Annotated in this window: 25 protein-coding genes; 1 reads left to right on the forward strand and 24 read right to left on the reverse strand. The window is 60.1% G+C overall.

Annotated features, from left to right (window positions below; translation table 11 throughout):
- Positions 1-9 precede the first annotated feature (9 nt).
- From rpsE to rpsL, 23 genes are all read right to left on the reverse strand, one after another.
- On the reverse strand, positions 10-576 hold the full coding sequence (rpsE, locus tag MNR02_RS09940; RefSeq protein WP_134649055.1) for a 30S ribosomal protein S5: 567 nt from the start codon (positions 574-576) through the stop codon (positions 10-12).
- 127 nt (positions 577-703) lie between these two features.
- Positions 704-1,066: a 50S ribosomal protein L18 gene (gene rplR, locus MNR02_RS09945; protein WP_134649054.1), complete on the reverse strand. Its 363-nt coding sequence runs from the start codon at positions 1,064-1,066 to the stop codon at positions 704-706.
- Positions 1,067-1,078: 12 nt separating this feature from the next.
- A complete protein-coding gene (rplF, locus tag MNR02_RS09950; protein WP_241596187.1) occupies positions 1,079-1,612 on the reverse strand; it encodes a 50S ribosomal protein L6 in 534 nt (177 codons plus the stop codon).
- Positions 1,613-1,654: 42 nt separating this feature from the next.
- Positions 1,655-2,053 carry a 30S ribosomal protein S8 gene (gene rpsH, locus MNR02_RS09955; protein ID WP_134649052.1) on the reverse strand — a complete coding sequence of 133 codons (399 nt, stop codon included), beginning with the start codon at positions 2,051-2,053 and terminating at the stop codon, positions 1,655-1,657.
- Between the two features lie 12 nt (positions 2,054-2,065).
- Positions 2,066-2,371, reverse strand: coding sequence for a 30S ribosomal protein S14 (gene rpsN / locus MNR02_RS09960; RefSeq protein WP_241596190.1), 306 nt, complete (start codon positions 2,369-2,371; stop codon positions 2,066-2,068).
- A 33-nt stretch (positions 2,372-2,404) separates the two neighbouring features.
- A complete protein-coding gene (rplE, locus tag MNR02_RS09965) occupies positions 2,405-2,962 on the reverse strand; it encodes a 50S ribosomal protein L5 (protein ID WP_241596193.1) in 558 nt (185 codons plus the stop codon).
- Entirely contained in the window at positions 2,955-3,266 is a 312-nt protein-coding gene (gene rplX / locus MNR02_RS09970) for a 50S ribosomal protein L24 (RefSeq protein WP_241596196.1), read from the reverse strand. Before rplX ends, rplE begins: the two co-directional genes overlap by 8 nt.
- A gap of 12 nt (positions 3,267-3,278) precedes the next feature.
- Positions 3,279-3,647, reverse strand: coding sequence for a 50S ribosomal protein L14 (rplN, locus tag MNR02_RS09975; protein WP_147182031.1), 369 nt, complete (start codon positions 3,645-3,647; stop codon positions 3,279-3,281).
- 248 nt (positions 3,648-3,895) lie between these two features.
- A complete protein-coding gene (rpsQ, locus tag MNR02_RS09980; protein WP_117372292.1) occupies positions 3,896-4,132 on the reverse strand; it encodes a 30S ribosomal protein S17 in 237 nt (78 codons plus the stop codon).
- Positions 4,133-4,144: 12 nt separating this feature from the next.
- The gene (rpmC, locus tag MNR02_RS09985; RefSeq protein ID WP_024270441.1) at positions 4,145-4,345 is read right to left on the reverse strand and encodes a 50S ribosomal protein L29; all 201 of its coding nucleotides are present in this window, start codon (positions 4,343-4,345) and stop codon (positions 4,145-4,147) included.
- 12 nt (positions 4,346-4,357) lie between these two features.
- Positions 4,358-4,771 carry a 50S ribosomal protein L16 gene (rplP, locus tag MNR02_RS09990; protein WP_024270440.1) on the reverse strand — a complete coding sequence of 138 codons (414 nt, stop codon included), beginning with the start codon at positions 4,769-4,771 and terminating at the stop codon, positions 4,358-4,360.
- A gap of 38 nt (positions 4,772-4,809) precedes the next feature.
- The gene (gene rpsC, locus MNR02_RS09995; RefSeq protein WP_241596199.1) at positions 4,810-5,541 is read right to left on the reverse strand and encodes a 30S ribosomal protein S3; all 732 of its coding nucleotides are present in this window, start codon (positions 5,539-5,541) and stop codon (positions 4,810-4,812) included.
- Positions 5,541-5,930 (reverse strand): 50S ribosomal protein L22, encoded by a 390-nt coding sequence (rplV, locus tag MNR02_RS10000; protein ID WP_134649049.1) that lies wholly within the window; start codon positions 5,928-5,930, stop codon positions 5,541-5,543. Before rplV ends, rpsC begins: the two co-directional genes overlap by 1 nt.
- Positions 5,931-5,932: 2 nt before the next feature.
- Positions 5,933-6,211: a 30S ribosomal protein S19 gene (gene rpsS, locus MNR02_RS10005; protein ID WP_023517272.1), complete on the reverse strand. Its 279-nt coding sequence runs from the start codon at positions 6,209-6,211 to the stop codon at positions 5,933-5,935.
- 16 nt (positions 6,212-6,227) lie between these two features.
- Entirely contained in the window at positions 6,228-7,064 is an 837-nt protein-coding gene (gene rplB, locus MNR02_RS10010; protein ID WP_134649048.1) for a 50S ribosomal protein L2, read from the reverse strand.
- 31 nt (positions 7,065-7,095) lie between these two features.
- Positions 7,096-7,389 carry a 50S ribosomal protein L23 gene (locus tag MNR02_RS10015; RefSeq protein WP_117372286.1) on the reverse strand — a complete coding sequence of 98 codons (294 nt, stop codon included), beginning with the start codon at positions 7,387-7,389 and terminating at the stop codon, positions 7,096-7,098.
- Entirely contained in the window at positions 7,386-8,006 is a 621-nt protein-coding gene (rplD, locus tag MNR02_RS10020) for a 50S ribosomal protein L4 (RefSeq protein ID WP_241596202.1), read from the reverse strand. Before rplD ends, MNR02_RS10015 begins: the two co-directional genes overlap by 4 nt.
- 12 nt (positions 8,007-8,018) lie before the next feature.
- A complete protein-coding gene (gene rplC / locus MNR02_RS10025) occupies positions 8,019-8,702 on the reverse strand; it encodes a 50S ribosomal protein L3 (protein WP_024270438.1) in 684 nt (227 codons plus the stop codon).
- A gap of 169 nt (positions 8,703-8,871) precedes the next feature.
- A complete protein-coding gene (gene rpsJ / locus MNR02_RS10030; RefSeq protein WP_003507767.1) occupies positions 8,872-9,180 on the reverse strand; it encodes a 30S ribosomal protein S10 in 309 nt (102 codons plus the stop codon).
- Positions 9,181-9,368: 188 nt separating this feature from the next.
- Entirely contained in the window at positions 9,369-10,544 is a 1,176-nt protein-coding gene (gene tuf / locus MNR02_RS10035; protein WP_241596205.1) for an elongation factor Tu, read from the reverse strand.
- Between the two features lie 65 nt (positions 10,545-10,609).
- Entirely contained in the window at positions 10,610-12,709 is a 2,100-nt protein-coding gene (fusA, locus tag MNR02_RS10040; protein WP_241596208.1) for an elongation factor G, read from the reverse strand.
- A gap of 30 nt (positions 12,710-12,739) precedes the next feature.
- On the reverse strand, positions 12,740-13,210 hold the full coding sequence (rpsG, locus tag MNR02_RS10045) for a 30S ribosomal protein S7 (protein ID WP_241596211.1): 471 nt from the start codon (positions 13,208-13,210) through the stop codon (positions 12,740-12,742).
- Between the two features lie 55 nt (positions 13,211-13,265).
- Entirely contained in the window at positions 13,266-13,637 is a 372-nt protein-coding gene (gene rpsL, locus MNR02_RS10050; RefSeq protein WP_003507760.1) for a 30S ribosomal protein S12, read from the reverse strand.
- Positions 13,638-14,191: 554 nt separating this feature from the next.
- Between rpsL and MNR02_RS10055 the strand changes: the two genes are divergently transcribed.
- Positions 14,192-14,488, forward strand: coding sequence for a transcriptional regulator (locus MNR02_RS10055; RefSeq protein ID WP_134652687.1), 297 nt, complete (start codon positions 14,192-14,194; stop codon positions 14,486-14,488).
- Between the two features lie 130 nt (positions 14,489-14,618).
- Here MNR02_RS10055 and rpoC read toward each other — a convergent pair whose 3' ends face one another.
- On the reverse strand, positions 14,619-18,830 hold the full coding sequence (gene rpoC, locus MNR02_RS10060) for a DNA-directed RNA polymerase subunit beta' (RefSeq protein WP_241596215.1): 4,212 nt from the start codon (positions 18,828-18,830) through the stop codon (positions 14,619-14,621).
- Positions 18,831-18,839: the final 9 nt, after the last annotated feature.

Here is an 18,839-nt window from a genome sequence, read left to right on the forward strand (position 1 = left end):
CAGGGCTCCTTATTCTTCAGCAGCGACGCCGGCGGACTGGCGGCGAGCCTGCAGCGTGGCGTATTTGAGGCCGCGCTGTGCTGCGATGTCCTTCGGGTGCATCTGGCTCTTGAGAGCGTCGAACGTCGCACGAATCATGTTGTAGGGGTTCGACGAACCGGTCGACTTTGCGACGACGTCATGAACGCCGAGCGTTTCGAAGACCGCGCGCATCGGACCACCGGCGATGATACCGGTACCAGCCTTGGCCGAACGAAGCAGAACCTTGCCGGCGCCGTGACGGCCGTGCACGTCGTGGTGCAGCGTGCGGCCCGAGCGCAGCGGAACGAAGATAAGGTCGCGCTTGGCGGCTTCCGTGGCCTTCCGGATTGCTTCCGGAACTTCACGAGCCTTGCCATGGCCGAAGCCGACGCGGCCCTTCTGGTCGCCCACGACGACGAGAGCTGCAAAACCGAAACGACGGCCGCCCTTGACGACCTTTGCGACGCGGTTGATCGCGACGAGCTTGTCGACAAACTCGCTGTCGCGCTCTTCGCGGTTCTGGCGGTCATCGCGACCGCGCTTTTCCTGTGCCATTGTCCTTTTCCTTTTTCTTTTCCGGGTGCAATCGGCAGATTGACGAAAGTCGCCCCCATCCTAAAAAAATGGAAGCGACAGATACCCTACTGAGATCGGCGGGGCGCCGAAGCGCCCGGCCGAATGATCAGAAGTTCAGGCCACCTTCACGAGCAGCGTCGGCAAGAGCCTTGACGCGGCCGTGGTAGAGGAAGGCGCCACGGTCGAAGACGACGTCCTTGACGCCGGCCTTGACTGCGCGCTCGGCAATGAGCTTGCCGACGGCAGCAGCTGCTGCCGTGTCGGCGCCCGTCTTCAGCGACGAACGCAGATCGGTGTCGAGCGTGGAGGCGGACGCAAGCGTCTTGCCGGCCACGTCGTCGATAACCTGTACGTAGATGTTCTTCGACGAGCGATGAACCGACAGGCGCGGACGGCCATTGGCCACCGCCTTGAGGGAACGGCGCACGCGGTTGGCGCGGCGCACGAGAGCTTCTTTAGTGCTAGCCATTTCGCGTGATCCTTACTTCTTCTTGCCTTCCTTGCGGACGATGCGCTCTTCCGCGTACTTGACGCCCTTGCCCTTGTAGGGCTCGGGGCCACGGTACTCGCGGATTTCCGCAGCGACCTGGCCGACCTGCTGTTTGCTGATGCCGGACACGATGATTTCGGTCGGCTTCGGAACAGCGATCGTGATGCCTTCCGGCGTCTGGTAGACGACGTCATGGCTGAAGCCGAGTGCCAGCTGCAGGTTCTTGCCCTGCAGAGACGCGCGGTAACCGACGCCGTTGATTTCGAGCTTGCGCTCGTAGCCGTCCTTGACGCCCTTGAAGATGTTCTCGACCATCGTGCGGGACATGCCCCACTTGGAACGAGCATCCTTCGACTGGCTGTTCGGCTCGACGACAACGGCGTTGTCTTCGAGCTTCACCGAAACTTCGTCGTTTGCAACGAAGAACAGTTCACCCTTCGGGCCCTTCGCGGTGACCTTCTGACCATCGACGGTCGCGGTAACACCAGCGGGAACCGGAACGGGCTTCTTACCGATACGAGACATTGTTTTATCCTGTCTGTTCGTTATGGAGATCCATGCCCGATCTTAGAAGATCGAGCAAAGAACCTCGCCACCAACGTTCTGTTCGCGTGCCTGGTGATCGGCCATCACGCCCTTCGGAGTCGAAAGGATGGTGATGCCGAGGCCGTTCGCGACCTGCGGAATGGACTTGACCGAGACATAGACCCGGCGGCCCGGCTTGGAGACGCGGTCGATCTTGCGGATCACGGACGCGCCTTCGTAGTACTTGAGTTCGATGCTCAGCTCGGACTTGCCGTTGCCGAATTCGACTTCGGAGTATCCGCGGATGTAGCCTTCAGCCTGAAGGACATCCAGAACGCGTGCGCGCAGCTTGGAAGCCGGCGTGGAAACGCTGGACTTGCGGCGAGCAGCACCGTTGCGGATACGGGTGAGCATATCGCCCAGGGGATCAGTCATTGCCATGTACCCGTCTCCTTACCAGCTCGACTTGACAATGCCCGGCACCTTGCCGGAATTGCCCAGTTCACGAAGCGCAATACGCGACATACCAAGTTTGCGATAAAACGCACGAGGACGGCCGGTGACTTCGCAACGGTTGCGGATGCGGGTCTTGGAACCATTGCGCGGCATTTCGGCAAGCTTCAAGGTTGCCTTGAAGCGGTCTTCGATCGGAAGAGCCTGGTTCTGGATGATCGCCTTGAGGGCGGCGCGCTTTGCAGCCTGGTTTGCGACCAGTTTGCGGCGGCGCTTGTTCTTCTCGACTGCGCTGGTTTTAGCCATAACAGTAATCCTTCTTTACGCTTGTCGTTACGGTCAGGCGCGGAACGGGAAGCTGAACTCTTTCAGAAGAGCGCGCGCTTCGTCGTCCGTCGGGGCCGTCGTGCAAACGATGATGTCCATGCCCCACATCTGATCAACCTTGTCGTAGTTGATCTCAGGGAACACAATGTGCTCCTTGATACCCATGGCGAAGTTGCCACGGCCATCGAAGGACTTCGGGTTCAGACCACGGAAGTCGCGTACGCGGGGCAGCGCGATGTTCACGAGGCGATCCAGAAATTCGAACATGCGGGCGCCACGAAGGGTAACCTTCGCGCCGATCGGCATGCCTTCGCGCAGCTTGAAGCCGGCGATGGAGTTGCGGGCGCGCGTGATGACCGGCTTCTGGCCGGCAATCGCTGCGAGGTCAGCGGCGGCAACCGAAGGCTTCTTCGAGTCGCCCGTGGCTTCGCCCACGCCCATGTTGATCACGATCTTGTCGAGGCGCGGGATCTGCATCTCGTTGGCGTAGGAGAACTGCTCCATAAGCGCCTTGCGGATACGCTCGACATATTCCTTCTTGAGCCGCGGCTCATACTTGGTGTCAGCCATCGATCGACACTCCCGAACGCTTTGCAACACGAACCTTCTTGTCGCCCTCAACCTTGAAGCCAACGCGGGTCGGCTTGCCGTCCTTGGGATCGGCAATGGCAATGTTCGACAGATGGATCGAAGCTTCCTTGGTGATGATGCCGGCTTCCTGGGTCTGGGACTGGCGCTGGTGACGCTTCACCAGGTTGATACCCTTGACGACCGCACGATCTTCCTTCGGCAGCACCTGCACAACTTCACCGGTACGGCCCTTGTCCTTGCCGGTGAGTACGACGACCTTGTCGCCCTTGCGAATCTTTTGCATAGCCATCGCTCCTTAGAGTACTTCGGGAGCCAGCGAGATGATCTTCATGTGGTTCTTGGCGCGAAGCTCGCGCGGAACCGGTCCGAAGATACGGGTGCCGATAGGCTCTTTCTTGTTGTCGATCAGGACAGCGGCGTTGCTGTCGAAACGAATGACGCTGCCGTCGGCGCGACGGATGTCCTTGGCGGTGCGAACGACAACCGCCTTCATCACATCACCCTTCTTCACGCGGCCGCGCGGAATAGCTTCCTTGATCGAGACGACGATAACGTCGCCAACGGAAGCGTACTTGCGCTTGGAGCCGCCCAGCACCTTGATGCACATGACACGACGTGCGCCGGAATTATCCGCGACGTCGAGGTTAGTCTGCATCTGAATCATGTCAGGTCGCCTTCTTGTTTTACCAGACCGGTTGGGCCAATCCCGATCAAGGAAAGGCCCCCTGTTCCAGCATATGGAAATTCATGTCTTCGCGCGGGAAGATGTGTTGCCAGGGTGGTTTCCCTTCGGCGAACCGACGGACCTTCCGTGCGCTCAAAGCAAAAGACGCTCGTGATTCCGAGCGTCCTTGCGCTGCTTCATACAGGTTTTCGCGCCAGACGCAAGGCCCGACGCGAAATCTGCTGTTTTTAAGCCTGGGCCGCTACGACGGTCCAGCGCTTGTCCTTCGAAATCGGGGCGCATTCCTGGATGGAAACGACGTCGCCGACCTTGTACTGGTTGGTTTCGTCATGCGCCTTGTACTTCTTCGACCGGCGAACGGTCTTCTGAAGCAGGGGATGGGCAAAACGGCGTTCGACGCGCACGACAACAGTCTTGTCGTTCTTGTCGCTGACAACAGTGCCCTGCAGAATGCGTTTCGGCATATTTTTTGGTCCTTAGGCCTTGGCTTCTGCCGCCTTCTGGCGGGCAATGGTCTTGACGCGTGCGATGTCCTTGCGGACTTCGTTGATGCGCGAGGTCTTCTCAAGCTGGCCGGTGGCCTTCTGGAAGCGCAGGTTGAACTGCTCCTTCTTCAGCTTGGCAAGCTCTTCGTTGAGCTGATCGGCGCTGAGCGCCTTGACGTCTGCGGCTTTCATGGCGCTCGCTCCTTACTCTGCAATGCGCTGTACGAAGCGCGTCTTGACCGAGAGCTTGGCCGAGCCGAGACGAAGCGCCTCGCGGGCGATCTCCTCGGAGACACCGTCGATCTCGAACATCATACGACCGGGCTTGACCTTGGCTGCCCAGTATTCGACCGAACCCTTACCCTTACCCATACGGACTTCCGTGGGCTTGGCGGTGACCGGAACGTCGGGGAACACGCGGATCCACACACGGCCGGCACGCTTCATGTAACGGGTGATCGCGCGGCGGGCCGCTTCGATCTCGCGAGCGTTCACGCGGTTCGGTTCCTGAGCCTTCAAGCCGAACTCGCCGAAAGCGAGCTCGGAGCCGCCCTTGGCGACACCCTTGATGCGGCCCTTGAACTGCTTGCGGTACTTGGTACGCTTTGGCTGCAACATTTTTTTACTTCTCCGATATTGGCTGCCAAACGCGACTGTTACGCGTTTTCACGACGACGGTCGCCGCGATCACCGCGTTCGCGGCTTGCGGGACCCTGGCTGTCACTTTCGCTCGCGCGACGCTCAGAGGCCATCGGATCGTGCTCAAGGATTTCGCCCTTGAAGATCCAGACCTTGATGCCGCAGATACCGAATGCGGTTTCGGCTTCAGCCGTACCGTAGTCGATGTCCGCACGCAGCGTGTGGAGCGGAACGCGACCTTCGCGGTACCATTCGGTACGCGCGATTTCCGCACCGCCGAGACGGCCGCCGCAGGTGATCTTGATGCCTTCGGCGCCAAGACGCATGGCCGACTGCACAGCGCGCTTCATCGCACGGCGGAAAGCCACGCGGCGCTCGAGCTGCTGGGCGATCGACTGTGCAACGAGGGTCGCGTCGACTTCCGGCTTGCGCACTTCAACGATGTTGAGGTGCGTTTCGGAGTTCGTCATCTCGGAAAGCTTCTTGCGAAGCTTTTCGATGTCTGCACCCTTCTTGCCGATGATCAGACCCGGGCGAGCCGAGTGGATCGTGACACGGCACTTCTTGTGCGGACGCTCGATGACGACCTTGGCGATACCGGCCTGCTTCAGTTCATCCTGAACGAACTTGCGGATCTTCAGGTCTTCGTGAAGCAGCTGGCTGTATTCGGCGTTGTCGGCGAACCAGCGGCTGTCCCAGGTACGGTTGATGCCGAGGCGGAAACCGATCGGATTAATCTTCTGGCCCATTATGCGGCCTCCCCTTTGGCTTCGACTTCACGGACGACGATCGTGAGATGCGAGAAAGGCTTCTCGATCCGCGATGCACGGCCGCGGCCACGAGCGTGGAAACGCTTCATGACAATCGACTTGCCGACATAGGCTTCGGCGACGACAAGGCTGTCGACGTCGAGGTCGTGGTTGTTTTCTGCGTTTGCGATCGCGGATTCGAGCGTCTTCTTGACGGTCTCGGCGCTACGCTTGCGCGAGAATTCAAGTTCTGCAAGGGCGCGATCGACCTTCTTGCCGCGGATGAGCGCAGCAAGCAGGTTGAGCTTCTGGGGGCTGACGCGGATCGTGCGCGCAACGGCCTGCGCCTCGTTATCCTTCAGCCGACGTTCGGCTTTAGCCTTACCCATCGTTACTTCCTCTTCGCCTTCTTGTCCGCGCCGTGACCGTAATAGGTCCGCGTCGGAGCGAATTCACCAAACTTGTGGCCGACCATGTCTTCATTGACGGCCACCGGGATGTGCTTCGAGCCGTTGTAGACACCGAAGGTCAATCCAACGAACTGCGGCAGGATCGTGGAGCGACGGCTCCAGATCTTGATAACTTCGCTGCGACCGCCTTCACGAACCTTCTCAGCCTTCTTGAGAAGATAGCCGTCAACAAACGGGCCTTTCCATACTGAACGAGCCATTTCTGACTAACCTCTCTTACTTCTTCTTCAAGTGGCGCGAGCGCATGATGAACTTGTCGGTCGACTTGTTCGAACGGGTCCGCTTGCCCTTGGTGGGCTTACCCCACGGGGAAACCGGGTGACGACCACCGGAGGTGCGGCCTTCACCACCACCATGCGGGTGGTCGACGGGGTTCATGACGACACCGCGGTTGTGCGGGGTCTTGCCGCGCCAGCGCGTACGGCCAGCCTTACCATCATTGATGTTGCCGTGTTCCGGGTTGGAGACGGCGCCGATGGTTGCTAGGCAGGACGAATGAACCAGGCGCTGTTCGCCAGAGTTGAGGCGAAGGATCGCCATGCCCTGGTCGCGACCGACCAGCTGTACGAAGGTACCAGCCGAACGTGCGATCTGACCGCCCTTGCCGGGCTTCATTTCGACGTTGTGGACGATCGAACCAACCGGCATGTACTGCAGCGGCATGGTGTTGCCGGGCTTCACGTCAACGGCCTTCTCAGACGCGATGACCTTGTCGCCGACAGCCAGGCGCTGCGGCGCCAGGATGTAAGCCTGCTCGCCGTCAGCATAGTTCACCAGAGCGATGAACGCCGTGCGGTTCGGGTCGTATTCCAGACGCTCGACCGTACCTTCGACGTCGAACTTGCGACGCTTGAAGTCGACGAGACGGTAGGTACGCTTGTGACCGCCGCCGATGAAGCGGGCAGTGATGCGACCTGCGTTGTTACGGCCACCGCTCTTGGAGAGACCCTCGGTGAGAGCCTTTACGGGCTTGCCCTTGTAAAGGCCCGACCGGTCGACGATGACCAGCTGGCGCTGGCTCGGAGTGGTCGGGTTGTAGCTTTTCAATGCCATTTTCTTGTTTCCTCTTTAGCCGACTGCTCGATTAGAGCCCGGTGGAGACGTCGATGGACTGACCGTCAGCAAGCGTGACGATAGCCTTCTTGACATCTCCCTGCCGGCCGGCGAAGCCGCGGAAACGCTTTACCTTGCCCTTGCGGACGAGCGTGTTCACAGCCGTGACCTTGACGCCGAAGAGAGCTTCCACGGCAGCCTTGATTTCAGGCTTGGAAGCGCGCTTGGCGACGTTGAAGACGATCTGGTTGTTTTCGGATACCAGCGTCGACTTTTCGGTGATCGAAGGAGATACGATCACATCGTAGTGGCGAAGATCCGTCATTTGAACCGCTCCTCGAGGGCTTCTACAGCAGCCTTGGAGAGCACGAGCTTGCCGCGGCGCAGGATATCGTAAACGTTGATGCCCTGGATCGGCAGTACATCCACGTTCGGGATGTTGCGAGCTGCGAGCTTGAAGTTGCCGTCAAGTTCAGCGCCGCCGATGAAGAGAGCATTGGTGAGGCCGAGGGAAGCGAATACGCCGGCCAGAGCCTTCGTCTTTGCTTCTGCGGCGACGAGGTCGTCGATGATGATGACGTCGTCAGCCTTGAGCTTGGCCGAGAGAGCGTGACGCAGGCCGAGCGCGCGGACCTGCTTGGGCAGGTCGTGAGCGTGGCTACGGGATACCGGGCCGTGAGCCTTGGCACCGCCGCGGAACTGCGGAGCGCGAGCCGAATGGTGACGAGCGCGGCCCGTACCCTTCTGCTTGTACATCTTGGAGCCGGTACGCGAAACTTCGCCGCGGGTCAGCGACTGGTGCGTGCCCTGCTGCTTCTTCGCGAGCTGCCAGCGAACGACGCGGGCAATGATGTCTTCGCGCGGCTCGAGGCCGAAGATCGCGTCGGAAACGGAAACCTTGCCGGCGTCCTTCCCTGCGAGGGTCGTGACTTTGAGATCCATGATCAGGCTCCCTTACTTAGCTGCGGCGCGCACGGCGGCCGGACGCGGAGCGTCGGACGGGGTGCCGGACTTGACGGCGTCGCGAACAACGATCCAGGCGCCCTTGGAGCCCGGGACCGCGCCCTTGACGAGGATGAGACCGCGCTCTTCGTCCGTGGAGACGACTTCGAGGTTCTGGGTGGTGACGCGCGTCTGGCCCATGTGACCAGCCATGCGCTTGCCCTTCCAGACCTTGCCCGGGTCCTGGTTGTTACCCGTCGAACCGTGCGAACGGTGCGAAACGGAAACGCCGTGCGTTGCACGAAGACCGCCGAAGTTGTGGCGCTTCATGGCGCCGGCAAAGCCCTTACCGATCGTGGTGCCGGTAACGTCGACCAGCTGGCCGGCGACGAAATGGCTGGCGGTCAGTTCCGCGCCGATTTCGATGAGGTTGTCTTCCGACACGCGGAATTCGACGAGCTTGGCCTTCGGCTCGACGCTTGCAGCGGCGAACTGACCGCGCAGCGCCTTTGCCGTATTCTTCACCTTGGAAGAGCCGGCGCCGAGCTGAACGGCCGTGTAGCCATTCTTGTCCTGCGTACGCTGAGCAACGACCTGGACGTTATCCAGTCGCAATACTGTTACGGGAATGTGCTCACCTGCGTCGTTATAGACGCGAGTCATCCCTACTTTCTGTGCAATCACACCTGAACGCATGGTTCAATCCTCTTAGAAGTCCTGTCGGGGCAACCCCTCGAGAGGGAGCCCCTTCATGCCTCTTGGTTTAAGGATTCCACTCAGGCCTCAAAGGCCGTCGGGTTTCCCGTTTTCAGAAGACGTCGGCTTAATGCCACGTACCTTCCTTGTTATTCGGCTTACGCCGGACTTAGAGCTTGATCTCTACGTCTACACCGGCCGCAAGGTCGAGCTTCATGAGAGCATCGACCGTCTGCGGCGTCGGATCTACGATGTCGAGCAGGCGCTTGTGCGTGCGCATCTCGAACTGTTCACGGCTCTTCTTGTCCACGTGGGGCGAACGGTTGACAGTGAACTTTTCAATACGGGTCGGGAGCGGAACGGGGCCGCGGACGCTTGCGCCGGTGCGCTTTGCCGTCGACACGATCTCACGCGTGGAGGCATCAAGGATCCGGTGGTCAAACGCCTTGAGGCGGATGCGGATGTTCTGGCCGTTCATACGACTTTTCCTTAGTTCGTTATTCGCGCGATTCTCTTGGGGAATCCGCGTTTTTGATTCTGGCGGTTCCATAAAGGAACGCGCACGAAAATACAATTGCCGAAAGGCCAGTCCGCTAAATTTTCAAAGACCGGAGGGGCAGGATTGTCTCCTGCCCTTCCTATTTCAGCGGCCTGAAGCCTTAAGTCTTACTCGACGATGGAGGCAACGATGCCTGCGCCGACGGTACGGCCGCCTTCGCGGATAGCGAAGCGCAGCTTTTCTTCCATCGCGATCGGAACGATCAGCTCGACTTCAACGGTGACGTTGTCGCCCGGCATGACCATTTCCGTGCCTTCCGGCAGCGACACGATGCCCGTCACGTCCGTCGTGCGGAAGTAGAACTGCGGACGGTAGTTCGTGAAGAACGGCGTATGACGGCCGCCTTCTTCCTTCGTCAGGATGTAGGCTTCTGCCATGAACTTCTTGTGCGGCTTGACCGAACCCGGCTTGCACAGGATCTGGCCACGCTCGACGCCGTCACGCGTGACGCCGCGCAGAAGCGCACCGATGTTGTCGCCGGCCTGGCCCTGGTCGAGCAGCTTGCGGAACATTTCAACGCCCGTGCAGGTCGTCTTCGTCGTCGGACGGATGCCGACGATTTCGATTTCCTCACCGACCTTGACGATGCCACGCTCGACGCGGCCGGTCACAACCGTACCACGGCCCGAGATCGAGAACACGTCTTCGATCGGCATCAGGAAGGGCTGGTCGATCGGACGCTCGGGCGTCGGGATGTAGTCGTCGACAGCGGCCATCAGGGCGCGGATCGCGTCTTCACCGATTTCCTTGTTCGAATCTTCCAGAGCGGCCAGAGCCGAACCCTTGACGATCGGAATGTCGTCGCCCGGGAATTCGTAGGACGACAGCAGTTCGCGAACTTCCAGCTCGACGAGCTCGAGAAGCTCGGCGTCGTCAACCTGGTCGACCTTGTTGAGGAACACGACGATCGCGGGAACGCCGACCTGGCGAGCCAGCAGGATGTGTTCGCGCGTCTGCGGCATCGGGCCGTCGGCAGCCGAAACAACCAGGATCGCGCCGTCCATCTGGGCAGCACCGGTGATCATGTTCTTGACGTAGTCGGCGTGGCCGGGGCAGTCAACGTGGGCGTAGTGACGGTTGGCCGTCTCGTATTCGACGTGTGCCGTCGAGATGGTGATGCCGCGCGCCTTTTCTTCCGGAGCAGCGTCGATCTGGTCGTACGCCTTGAACTCGCCGAAGTACTTCGTGATCGCTGCCGTCGTCGACGTCTTGCCGTGGTCAACGTGCCCGATCGTGCCGATGTTTACGTGAGGCTTGTTGCGCTCAAACTTGCTCTTTGCCATTTCCGGCTCTCCGTTCGTGATCCCGCAAAGGGAAATTCATACAAATTGGGTGGGACGTACCCCGGTCACTTCTGACCGGAGTACTTTGCCTGGATTTCCTGTGCGACGTTCGACGGAACCGGCGCATAGTGGTCGAAGACCATCGAGTACTGGGCGCGGCCCTGCGACATGGAGCGCAGGTTATCCACGTACTTGAACATGTTGGCCAGCGGTACGTTGGCGGAGATGACGACGGCAACGCCGCGGCTCTCCTGGCCCTGGATCTGGCCACGACGGGAGTTCAGGTCGCCGATCACGTCGCCGACATAGTCTTCCGGCGTTACGACTTCGACCTTCATCATCGGCTCGAGCAGCTGTGCGCCAGCTTCACGGGATGCTTCACGGAAGCAGGCACGCGATGCGATTTCGAAGGCGAGGACCGAGGAGTCGACGTCGTGGTAAGCGCCGTCGATGAGGGTCGCCTTGACGCCCAGCATCGGGAAGCCTGCCAGCGGACCGGAAGACAGAACGCTTTCGATACCCTTCTGAACGCCCGGGATGTATTCCTTGGGAACAGCACCGCCGACGATCTTGGATTCGAAGAGGAAATCTTCGCCATCCGGGTTCGGTTCGAATACGAGCTTCACGCGGGCGAACTGGCCGGTACCACCGGTCTGCTTCTTGTGCGTGTAGTCCTTCTCGGTCTTGCGCGTGATCGTCTCACGGTAAGCAACCTGCGGAGCACCGACGTTTGCCTCAACCTTAAACTCGCGACGCATGCGGTCGACGAGAATGTCGAGGTGAAGTTCACCCATGCCGGCGATGATCGTCTGGCCGGATTCTTCGTCGGTCTTGACGCGGAAGGACGGATCTTCTGCAGCCAGGCGGTTGAGCGCGAGGCCCATCTTTTCCTGGTCGTTCTTCGTCTTCGGCTCGATGGCGATCTGGATAACCGGCTCCGGGAATTCCATGCGCTCGAGAATGACCGGCTTCAGCGGATCGCAGAGCGTGTCGCCCGTGGTCGTGTCCTTGAGACCGGCCAGAGCAACGATGTCGCCTGCGAAGGCTTCTTCGATGTCTTCACGCGAGTTGGAATGCATCTGCAGCATACGGCCGACGCGCTCGCGCTTTTCCTTGACCGTGTTCATGACCGACGTGCCCTTTTCGAGCTTGCCGGAATAGATGCGGGCGAAGGTGAGCGAACCGACGAAGGGGTCGTTCATGATCTTGAATGCGAGCATGGAGAGCGGCTCGGCGTCGTCCGCATGACGCTCCGTGTCGGTCTCGGTCTTGACGTCGATGCCCTTGATCGCCGGGATATCCGCAGGCGACGGCAGGTAATCGACAACAGCGTCGAGCAGCGGCTGAACGCCCTTGTTCTTGAAAGCGGTACCGCAGAACATCGGGTGGAACTTCACGTCGATGGTGCCGCGGCGAACGAGTTCGCGAATCTTGTCGTTGTCCGGATAGTTACCTTCGAGGTAAGCCTCCATCGCGGCCTCGTCGATTTCGACGACGGTCTCGATGAGCTTCTCGCGGTACTCTTCGGCCTTTTCCTTCATGTCTTCCGGGATCTCGACGACATCCCACTGCGCGCCGAGCGACTCGTCGCGCCACACGAGAGCATTCATCTCGATCAGATCGACAACGCCCTTGAAATCGCTTTCAGCGCCGATCGGCAGCTGCATGACAACAGCCGTGGCACCGAGACGCGACTTGATCATGGAAACCGAGCGGTAGAAATCCGCGCCGGTCTTGTCCATCTTGTTACAGAAGATCATGCGCGGAACGTTGTACTTCTCAGCCTGACGCCAGACGGTTTCCGTCTGCGGCTCGACGCCGGCGTTGGCATCGAGAAGGGCAATCGCACCGTCGAGAACGCGCAGCGAACGCTCGACTTCGATGGTGAAGTCAACGTGGCCGGGAGTGTCGATGATGTTGAAGCGGCGGGTCTTGCCGTCGCGGCCCTTCCAGAAGGTCGTGGTAGCAGCGGACGTGATGGTGATCCCGCGTTCCTGCTCCTGCTCCATCCAGTCCATCGTGGCGGCGCCGTCATGGACTTCGCCGATCTTGTGGGACTTGCCGGTGTAGTACAGGATGCGCTCGGTCGTCGTGGTCTTGCCAGCGTCGATATGCGCCATGATACCGAAATTTCGGTAGTCTTCGATTTTGTATTCGCGAGCCATTGGAGCTCCTTTCGAGACGTCTAGTTTCGGTTACCAGCGGTAGTGCGAGAAGGCACGGTTGGCGTCAGCCATCTTGTGCGTGTCTTCGCGCTTCTTGACCGCGCTGCCGCGATTGTTCGATGCGTCCATGAGTTCGCCGGAAAGGCGCTCGACCATGGTCGTTTCGTTACGCTTGCGGGCAGCCGAGATCAGCCAGCGGATGGCCAGAGCCTGACGACGCTCCGGACGAACATCGACCGGAACCTGGTAGGTCGCACCACCAACGCGGCGCGAACGCACTTCGACGTGCGGCGCAACGTTGTCGAGAGCCGAATGGAACACGCTCAGCGGGTCGGCCTTGGCCTTACCCTGCACGACGTCGAAGGCGCCGTAAACGATCGTTTCGGCGACGGACTTCTTGCCGTCCAGCATGATGGCATTCATGAACTTGGTGACAACGAGATCGCCGAACTTCGGGTCCGGGTTGATCTCGCGCTTTTCTGCTCTATGGCGACGGGACATACTTTTCGTCTTTCTTCAAAAGGTTCCGACCAGCGAAATGGCGCCGGTTACTGTATTATTTCGGACGCTTCGCGCCGTACTTGGAGCGGCGCTGCTTGCGGTTCTTGACGCCCTGGGTGTCGAGAACGCCACGGATGATGTGGTAACGCACACCCGGAAGGTCCTTCACGCGGCCGCCACGGATCATGACGACAGAGTGTTCCTGCAGGTTGTGACCTTCGCCCGGAATGTAGCCGATGACTTCAAAGCCATTGGTAAGGCGGATCTTGGCGACCTTACGCAGAGCCGAGTTCGGCTTCTTCGGGGTCGTGGTATAAACGCGGGTGCAAACACCACGCTTCTGGGGGTTTTCCTGCAGAGCAGGAACCTTGTTACGCTTTACCTGCGCCTGGCGCGGCTTGCGGATCAGCTGGTTTACGGTAGGCATAGAACCATCCCTTGCAAATCTAGTCTCGTTACCCTTGCGGGCGGATACATGGCCACACGCGTGTTCATGCGCAATAAAAGGCCGATCCACATAAGCGGATGACCCCAATAGGCAGAGGACGCGTTATAACCGCGTCATGCGTGCAGCATTCATGTTCTCAACGTGCGTCGAGCCCTGTTTGAGGCGAACTCCAGAACGAGTCGTTCCGAACCAGCCAGCCTCACATAGGCTCTGATGGCGTGCGGAATACTGACTTAAGGGCAAAAGGTCAAGGGGCGCGGCAAAAGAATCCCGGGCCGCGGCGGCGGACATGCCTGAAATGCAGGGCTTTCGGCATCGCCCCCTGCCCTCGGCGGGTATCGGGCGAGCCATCAATCCATCACGAATGAATATTAAGAAAGCATGAAAACGGAATCAACCGGGAAGAGTCACCACGCACCATCTGCATCCACTGATTCTCTCGTCCGGCTGACCCAGCGCCGCATTTTGCCTTTGGGTCTCGCCGCCCTACCCTTTATAGAATGTCCAGAACTCGATCCCGAAAGGAGCCCGCCATGGCGTCCAGCGCCGACAACGACAACAATACGCTCGACGAACCGATGGTCTTCATCATCATCGGCAAGGCTTATGAGCGGGAGGGCGACGATGGCCTGGACATCCACGTCATGCTGCGCGCGCCCGATGACGACAGCGCCGTACGCGAGGCCCTGAACGCGCTTTCGGAGGAAGGCTTCATCGAGGCCGACCTCGACCAGATCGGCACTCTGACGGGCGAGCCGGAGGAAGAGCCGCACGCTTCCGCCTACAAGGGCGCCCTTGAAGGCGAAGTAGCGATCATCCGCTTCGCCTGACCGCTTCCAACAGTCCGACATGCAAAAGCCGCCCGGTCCGCCGGGCGGCTTTTTTGTTTCTGCCCGAAGCTGCCGGAAACGAAAACGCCAGGCACGAGGCCCGGCGTCTTCACAGTCATGGGATCCAGCCTTATTCGGCTGCGGCACCTTCGCCGCCGGCGAGTTCCGCCAGCATCGGTGTGGCGACGCCCGCACCCGTCGATTTGCGGCGCTCGTCGAGGATCATCTCGTCGCGAGCCGTCGCAATACGGCGGATCTGGGTCATGGTTCCACCGGTACCGGCCGGGATAAGGCGGCCGACGATAACGTTTTCCTTGAGGCCCTGCAGGCCGTCGGTCTTGCCGGCGATCGCAGCTTCCGTGAGAACCTTGGTGGTCTCCTGGAACGAAGCGGCCGAGATGAACGACGGGGTCTGCAGCGACGCCTTGGTGATGCCGAGAAGGACAGGATCGCCGTATGCCGGCTTCTTGCCTTCCTCGATCAGGCCGTCGTTGACGTCTTCCAGCTCGATACGGTCGACATTGTCGCCAACGATGTAGGTCGAGTCGCCGGCATCCGTGATCTCGACCTTCTGCAACATCTGGCGAACGATCACCTCGATGTGCTTGTCGTTGATCACGACGCCCTGCAGTCGGTAGACTTCCTGGATTTCGTTCACGAGGTAGGAAGCGAGTGCTTCCACGCCCTTGATCGCCAGGATGTCGTGCGGCGCCGGGTTACCGTCGAGGATGTAGTCACCCTTTTCGATGAAGTCGCCGTCCTGAAGGTGGAAGGGCTTGCCCTTCGGGATCAGGTACTCGACCGGTTCGACACCGTCTTCCGCCGGCTCGATCATCACGCGACGCTTGTTCTTGTAGTCGCGGCCGAGGCGAACCGTACCATCGATCTCAGCGATGATGGCGTGGTCCTTCGGACGACGGGCTTCGAACAGTTCGGCAACGCGCGGCAGACCACCGGTGATGTCCTTGGTCTTGGCGCTTTCCAGCGGCGAGCGGGCAAGAACGTCACCCTGGGAGACTTTCTGACCCGGTTCGACCGAGAGGATCGCGTCGACCGAGAGCATGAAGCGGGCTTCGCCACCGCGGGACAGCTTGGCAACAGCGCCATTCTTGTCCTTGATGATGATCGCCGGCTTCAGGTCCGAACCGCGCGGCGTCGAACGCCAGTCGATGACCGAACGCTTGGTGATGCCGGTGGACTCGTCCGTCGTTTCCAGAACCGAGATGCCGTCGACCACGTCTTCGAAGTGAACGGTACCCTCCACTTCCGTCATCATCGGACGGGTGTAAGGATCCCACTCGGCGAGACGCTGGCCGCGCTTCACCTTGTCGCCATCGTCGACGAAAATCTTCGAACCGTAAGCGACGCGCTGCGAGGAACGCTCCACGCCACGCTCGTCCAGGATGGTGATCGCCATGTTGCGGCCCATCGCGACGAGTGCGCCTTCGGAGTTGCGCAGCATGTTGCGGTTCTTCATCTGCACCGTGCCCTCATACGATGCTTCCAGGAACGACTGGTCGACCACGGTCGCCGTGCCGCCCAAGTGGAAGGTACGCATGGTGAGCTGGGTGCCCGGCTCGCCGATCGACTGTGCCGCGATGACGCCAACGGCTTCGCCCATGTTGACGGGCGTGCCGCGTGCGAGGTCGCGACCATAGCAGACGCCGCAGACGCCGGTCTGGATTTCGCAGGTCAGCGCCGAACGGATGCGGATCGACTGGATGCCAGCCTTCTCGATCTCGACGACATCGGCCTCGAGGATCATCCTGCCGGCATCGACGATGCGCTCACCCGTGACCGGATGATCGATGTCGTCGAGTGCGGTACGGCCGAGAACGCGGGTACCAATCGAAGCCACGACCTGGCCGGCATCGACGATCGCCGTCATGGTGAGGCCCTTGTCGGTACCGCAATCCACGTGCGTGACGATGCAATCCTGCGCGACGTCGACGAGACGACGGGTCAGGTAACCGGAGTTCGCAGTCTTCAAGGCGGTGTCTGCCAGACCCTTGCGGGCGCCGTGAGTCGAGTTGAAGTACTCGTTCACGGTCAGGCCTTCCTTGAAGTTCGAGATGATCGGCGTTTCGATGATCTCGCCCGACGGCTTGGCCATGAGGCCACGCATGCCGCCCAGCTGGCGCATCTGGTTCGGAGAACCACGGGCGCCCGAGTGGGACATCATGTAGATGGCGTTCATCGGCTTCTGACGACCGGTTTCCGGGTCGAATTCGACGGCCTTAATGCGGGCCATCATGTCTTCGGCAACCTTTTCAGTCGCCTTGCCCCAGGCGTCGACGACCTTGTTGTACTTTTCGCCCTGGGTGATCAGGCCGTCGTTATACTGCTGCTCGTATTCCTTGACGAGGGTTTCGGTGTCACCGACGATCTTCGCCTTGGTTTCCGGAATGATCATGTCGTCCTTGCCGAACGAAATGCCGGCGCGGCAGGCATGGGCAAAGCCGAGCTGCATGATGCGGTCGCAGAAGATGACCGTGTCCTTCTGGCCGCAGTGACGGTAGACCGTGTCGATCATCTTGGAGATGTTCTTCTTGGTCATTTCCTGGTTGCAGGTCTCGAACGGCACGTTGACATTCTTCGGCAGAAGTTCGCCGATGATCATGCGGCCAGGGGTCGTTTCGTAGATCTTCGAAACCAGGTTGCCGTCGGCATCCATGGTCTTGAAGCGGCCCTTGATCTTGGCATGCAGCGTGACAACCTTGTTTTCCAGCGCATGGTGCAGTTCGCCCATGTCGGAGAAGGCCATGCCCTCACCCGGCTCGTTCTGGTTCATGATTGCCAGATAGTAGAGGCCGAGAACCATGTCCTGCGAGGGAACGATGATCGGTGCGCCGTTCGCCGGATGCAGGATGTTGTTGGTCGACATCATGAGCACGCGCGCTTCCAGCTGGGCTTCCAGCGAGAGTGGCACGTGAACAGCCATCTGGTCACCGTCGAAGTCGGCGTTGAAAGCCGTGCAGACGAGCGGGTGCAGCTGGATCGCCTTGCCTTCGACCAAGATCGGTTCGAAGGCCTGGATGCCCAGGCGGTGCAGCGTCGGTGCGCGGTTCAGGAGAACCGGATGCTCGCGGATGACCTCGTCGAGGATATCCCAGACTTCCGGCTTTTCCTTTTCGACGAGCTTCTTGGCCTGCTTGACGGTCGAGGAGAAACCCTTCGCGTCGAGGCGGGCGTAGATGAACGGCTTGAACAGTTCGAGCGCCATCTTCTTCGGCAGGCCGCACTGGTGCAGCTTGAGTTCCGGGCCGGTCACGATGACCGAACGGCCGGAATAGTCGACGCGCTTGCCGAGCAGGTTCTGGCGGAAGCGGCCCTGTTTGCCCTTGAGCATGTCGGACAGCGACTTCAGCGGACGCTTGTTGGCACCGGTGATGACGCGGCCACGGCGGCCGTTGTCGAACAGGGCGTCAACCGATTCCTGAAGCATGCGCTTCTCGTTACGGATGATGATGCCCGGTGCGCGCAGCTCGATGAGACGCTTCAGACGGTTGTTACGGTTGATGACGCGGCGGTAGAGATCGTTGAGGTCCGACGTCGCGAAACGACCGCCGTCCAGCGGGACGAGCGGACGCAGGTCCGGCGGGATCACCGGAACGACCTTCATGATCATCCATTCCGGACGGTTGCCGGATTCCATGAAGTTCTCGACAATCTTCAGGCGCTTCATCAGCTTCTTCTGCTTCAGTTCCGACGTGGTGTCCGCCAGATCCGAGCGCAGATCGCCTGCAATCTTCTCGAGGTTCATCGAGGCGAGCATCTCGTAGATGGCCTCGGCGCCGATCATCGCCGTGAACTGGTCTTCACCATATTCATCGACGGCGATCATGTACTCTTCTTCGGAAAGAAGCTGGTTTTCCTTGAGCGCGGTGAGACCCGGCTCGGTCACGATGTAGTTCTCGAAGTAGAGAACGCGCTCGACATCCTTCAGCGTCATGTCGAGCAGCGTCGCGATGCGCGACGGCAGCGACTTGAGGAACCAGATATGGGCAACGGGCGCAGCGAGCTCGATATGGCCCATGCGCTCGCGGCGAACGCGCGACAGCGTGACTTCGACGCCGCACTTTTCGCAGATGATGCCCTTGTACTTCATGCGCTTGTACTTGCCGCACAGGCACTCGTAGTCCTTGATCGGGCCAAAGATGCGCGCGCAGAACAGACCGTCGCGTTCCGGCTTGAACGTGCGGTAGTTGATGGTTTCCGGCTTCTTGATCTCGCCGTAAGACCAGGACAGGATCTTTTCCGGCGACGCGATCGAAATCCGGATGGAATCGAACGTCTGCGCAGGCACCTGCGGGTTGAAAAGGTTCATGACCTCTTGGTTCATGCCTATCTC

The sequence above is a fragment of the Shinella sp. H4-D48 genome, from assembly GCF_022637395.1.
In the GTDB taxonomy this organism is placed as follows: domain Bacteria; phylum Pseudomonadota; class Alphaproteobacteria; order Rhizobiales; family Rhizobiaceae; genus Shinella; species Shinella sedimenti.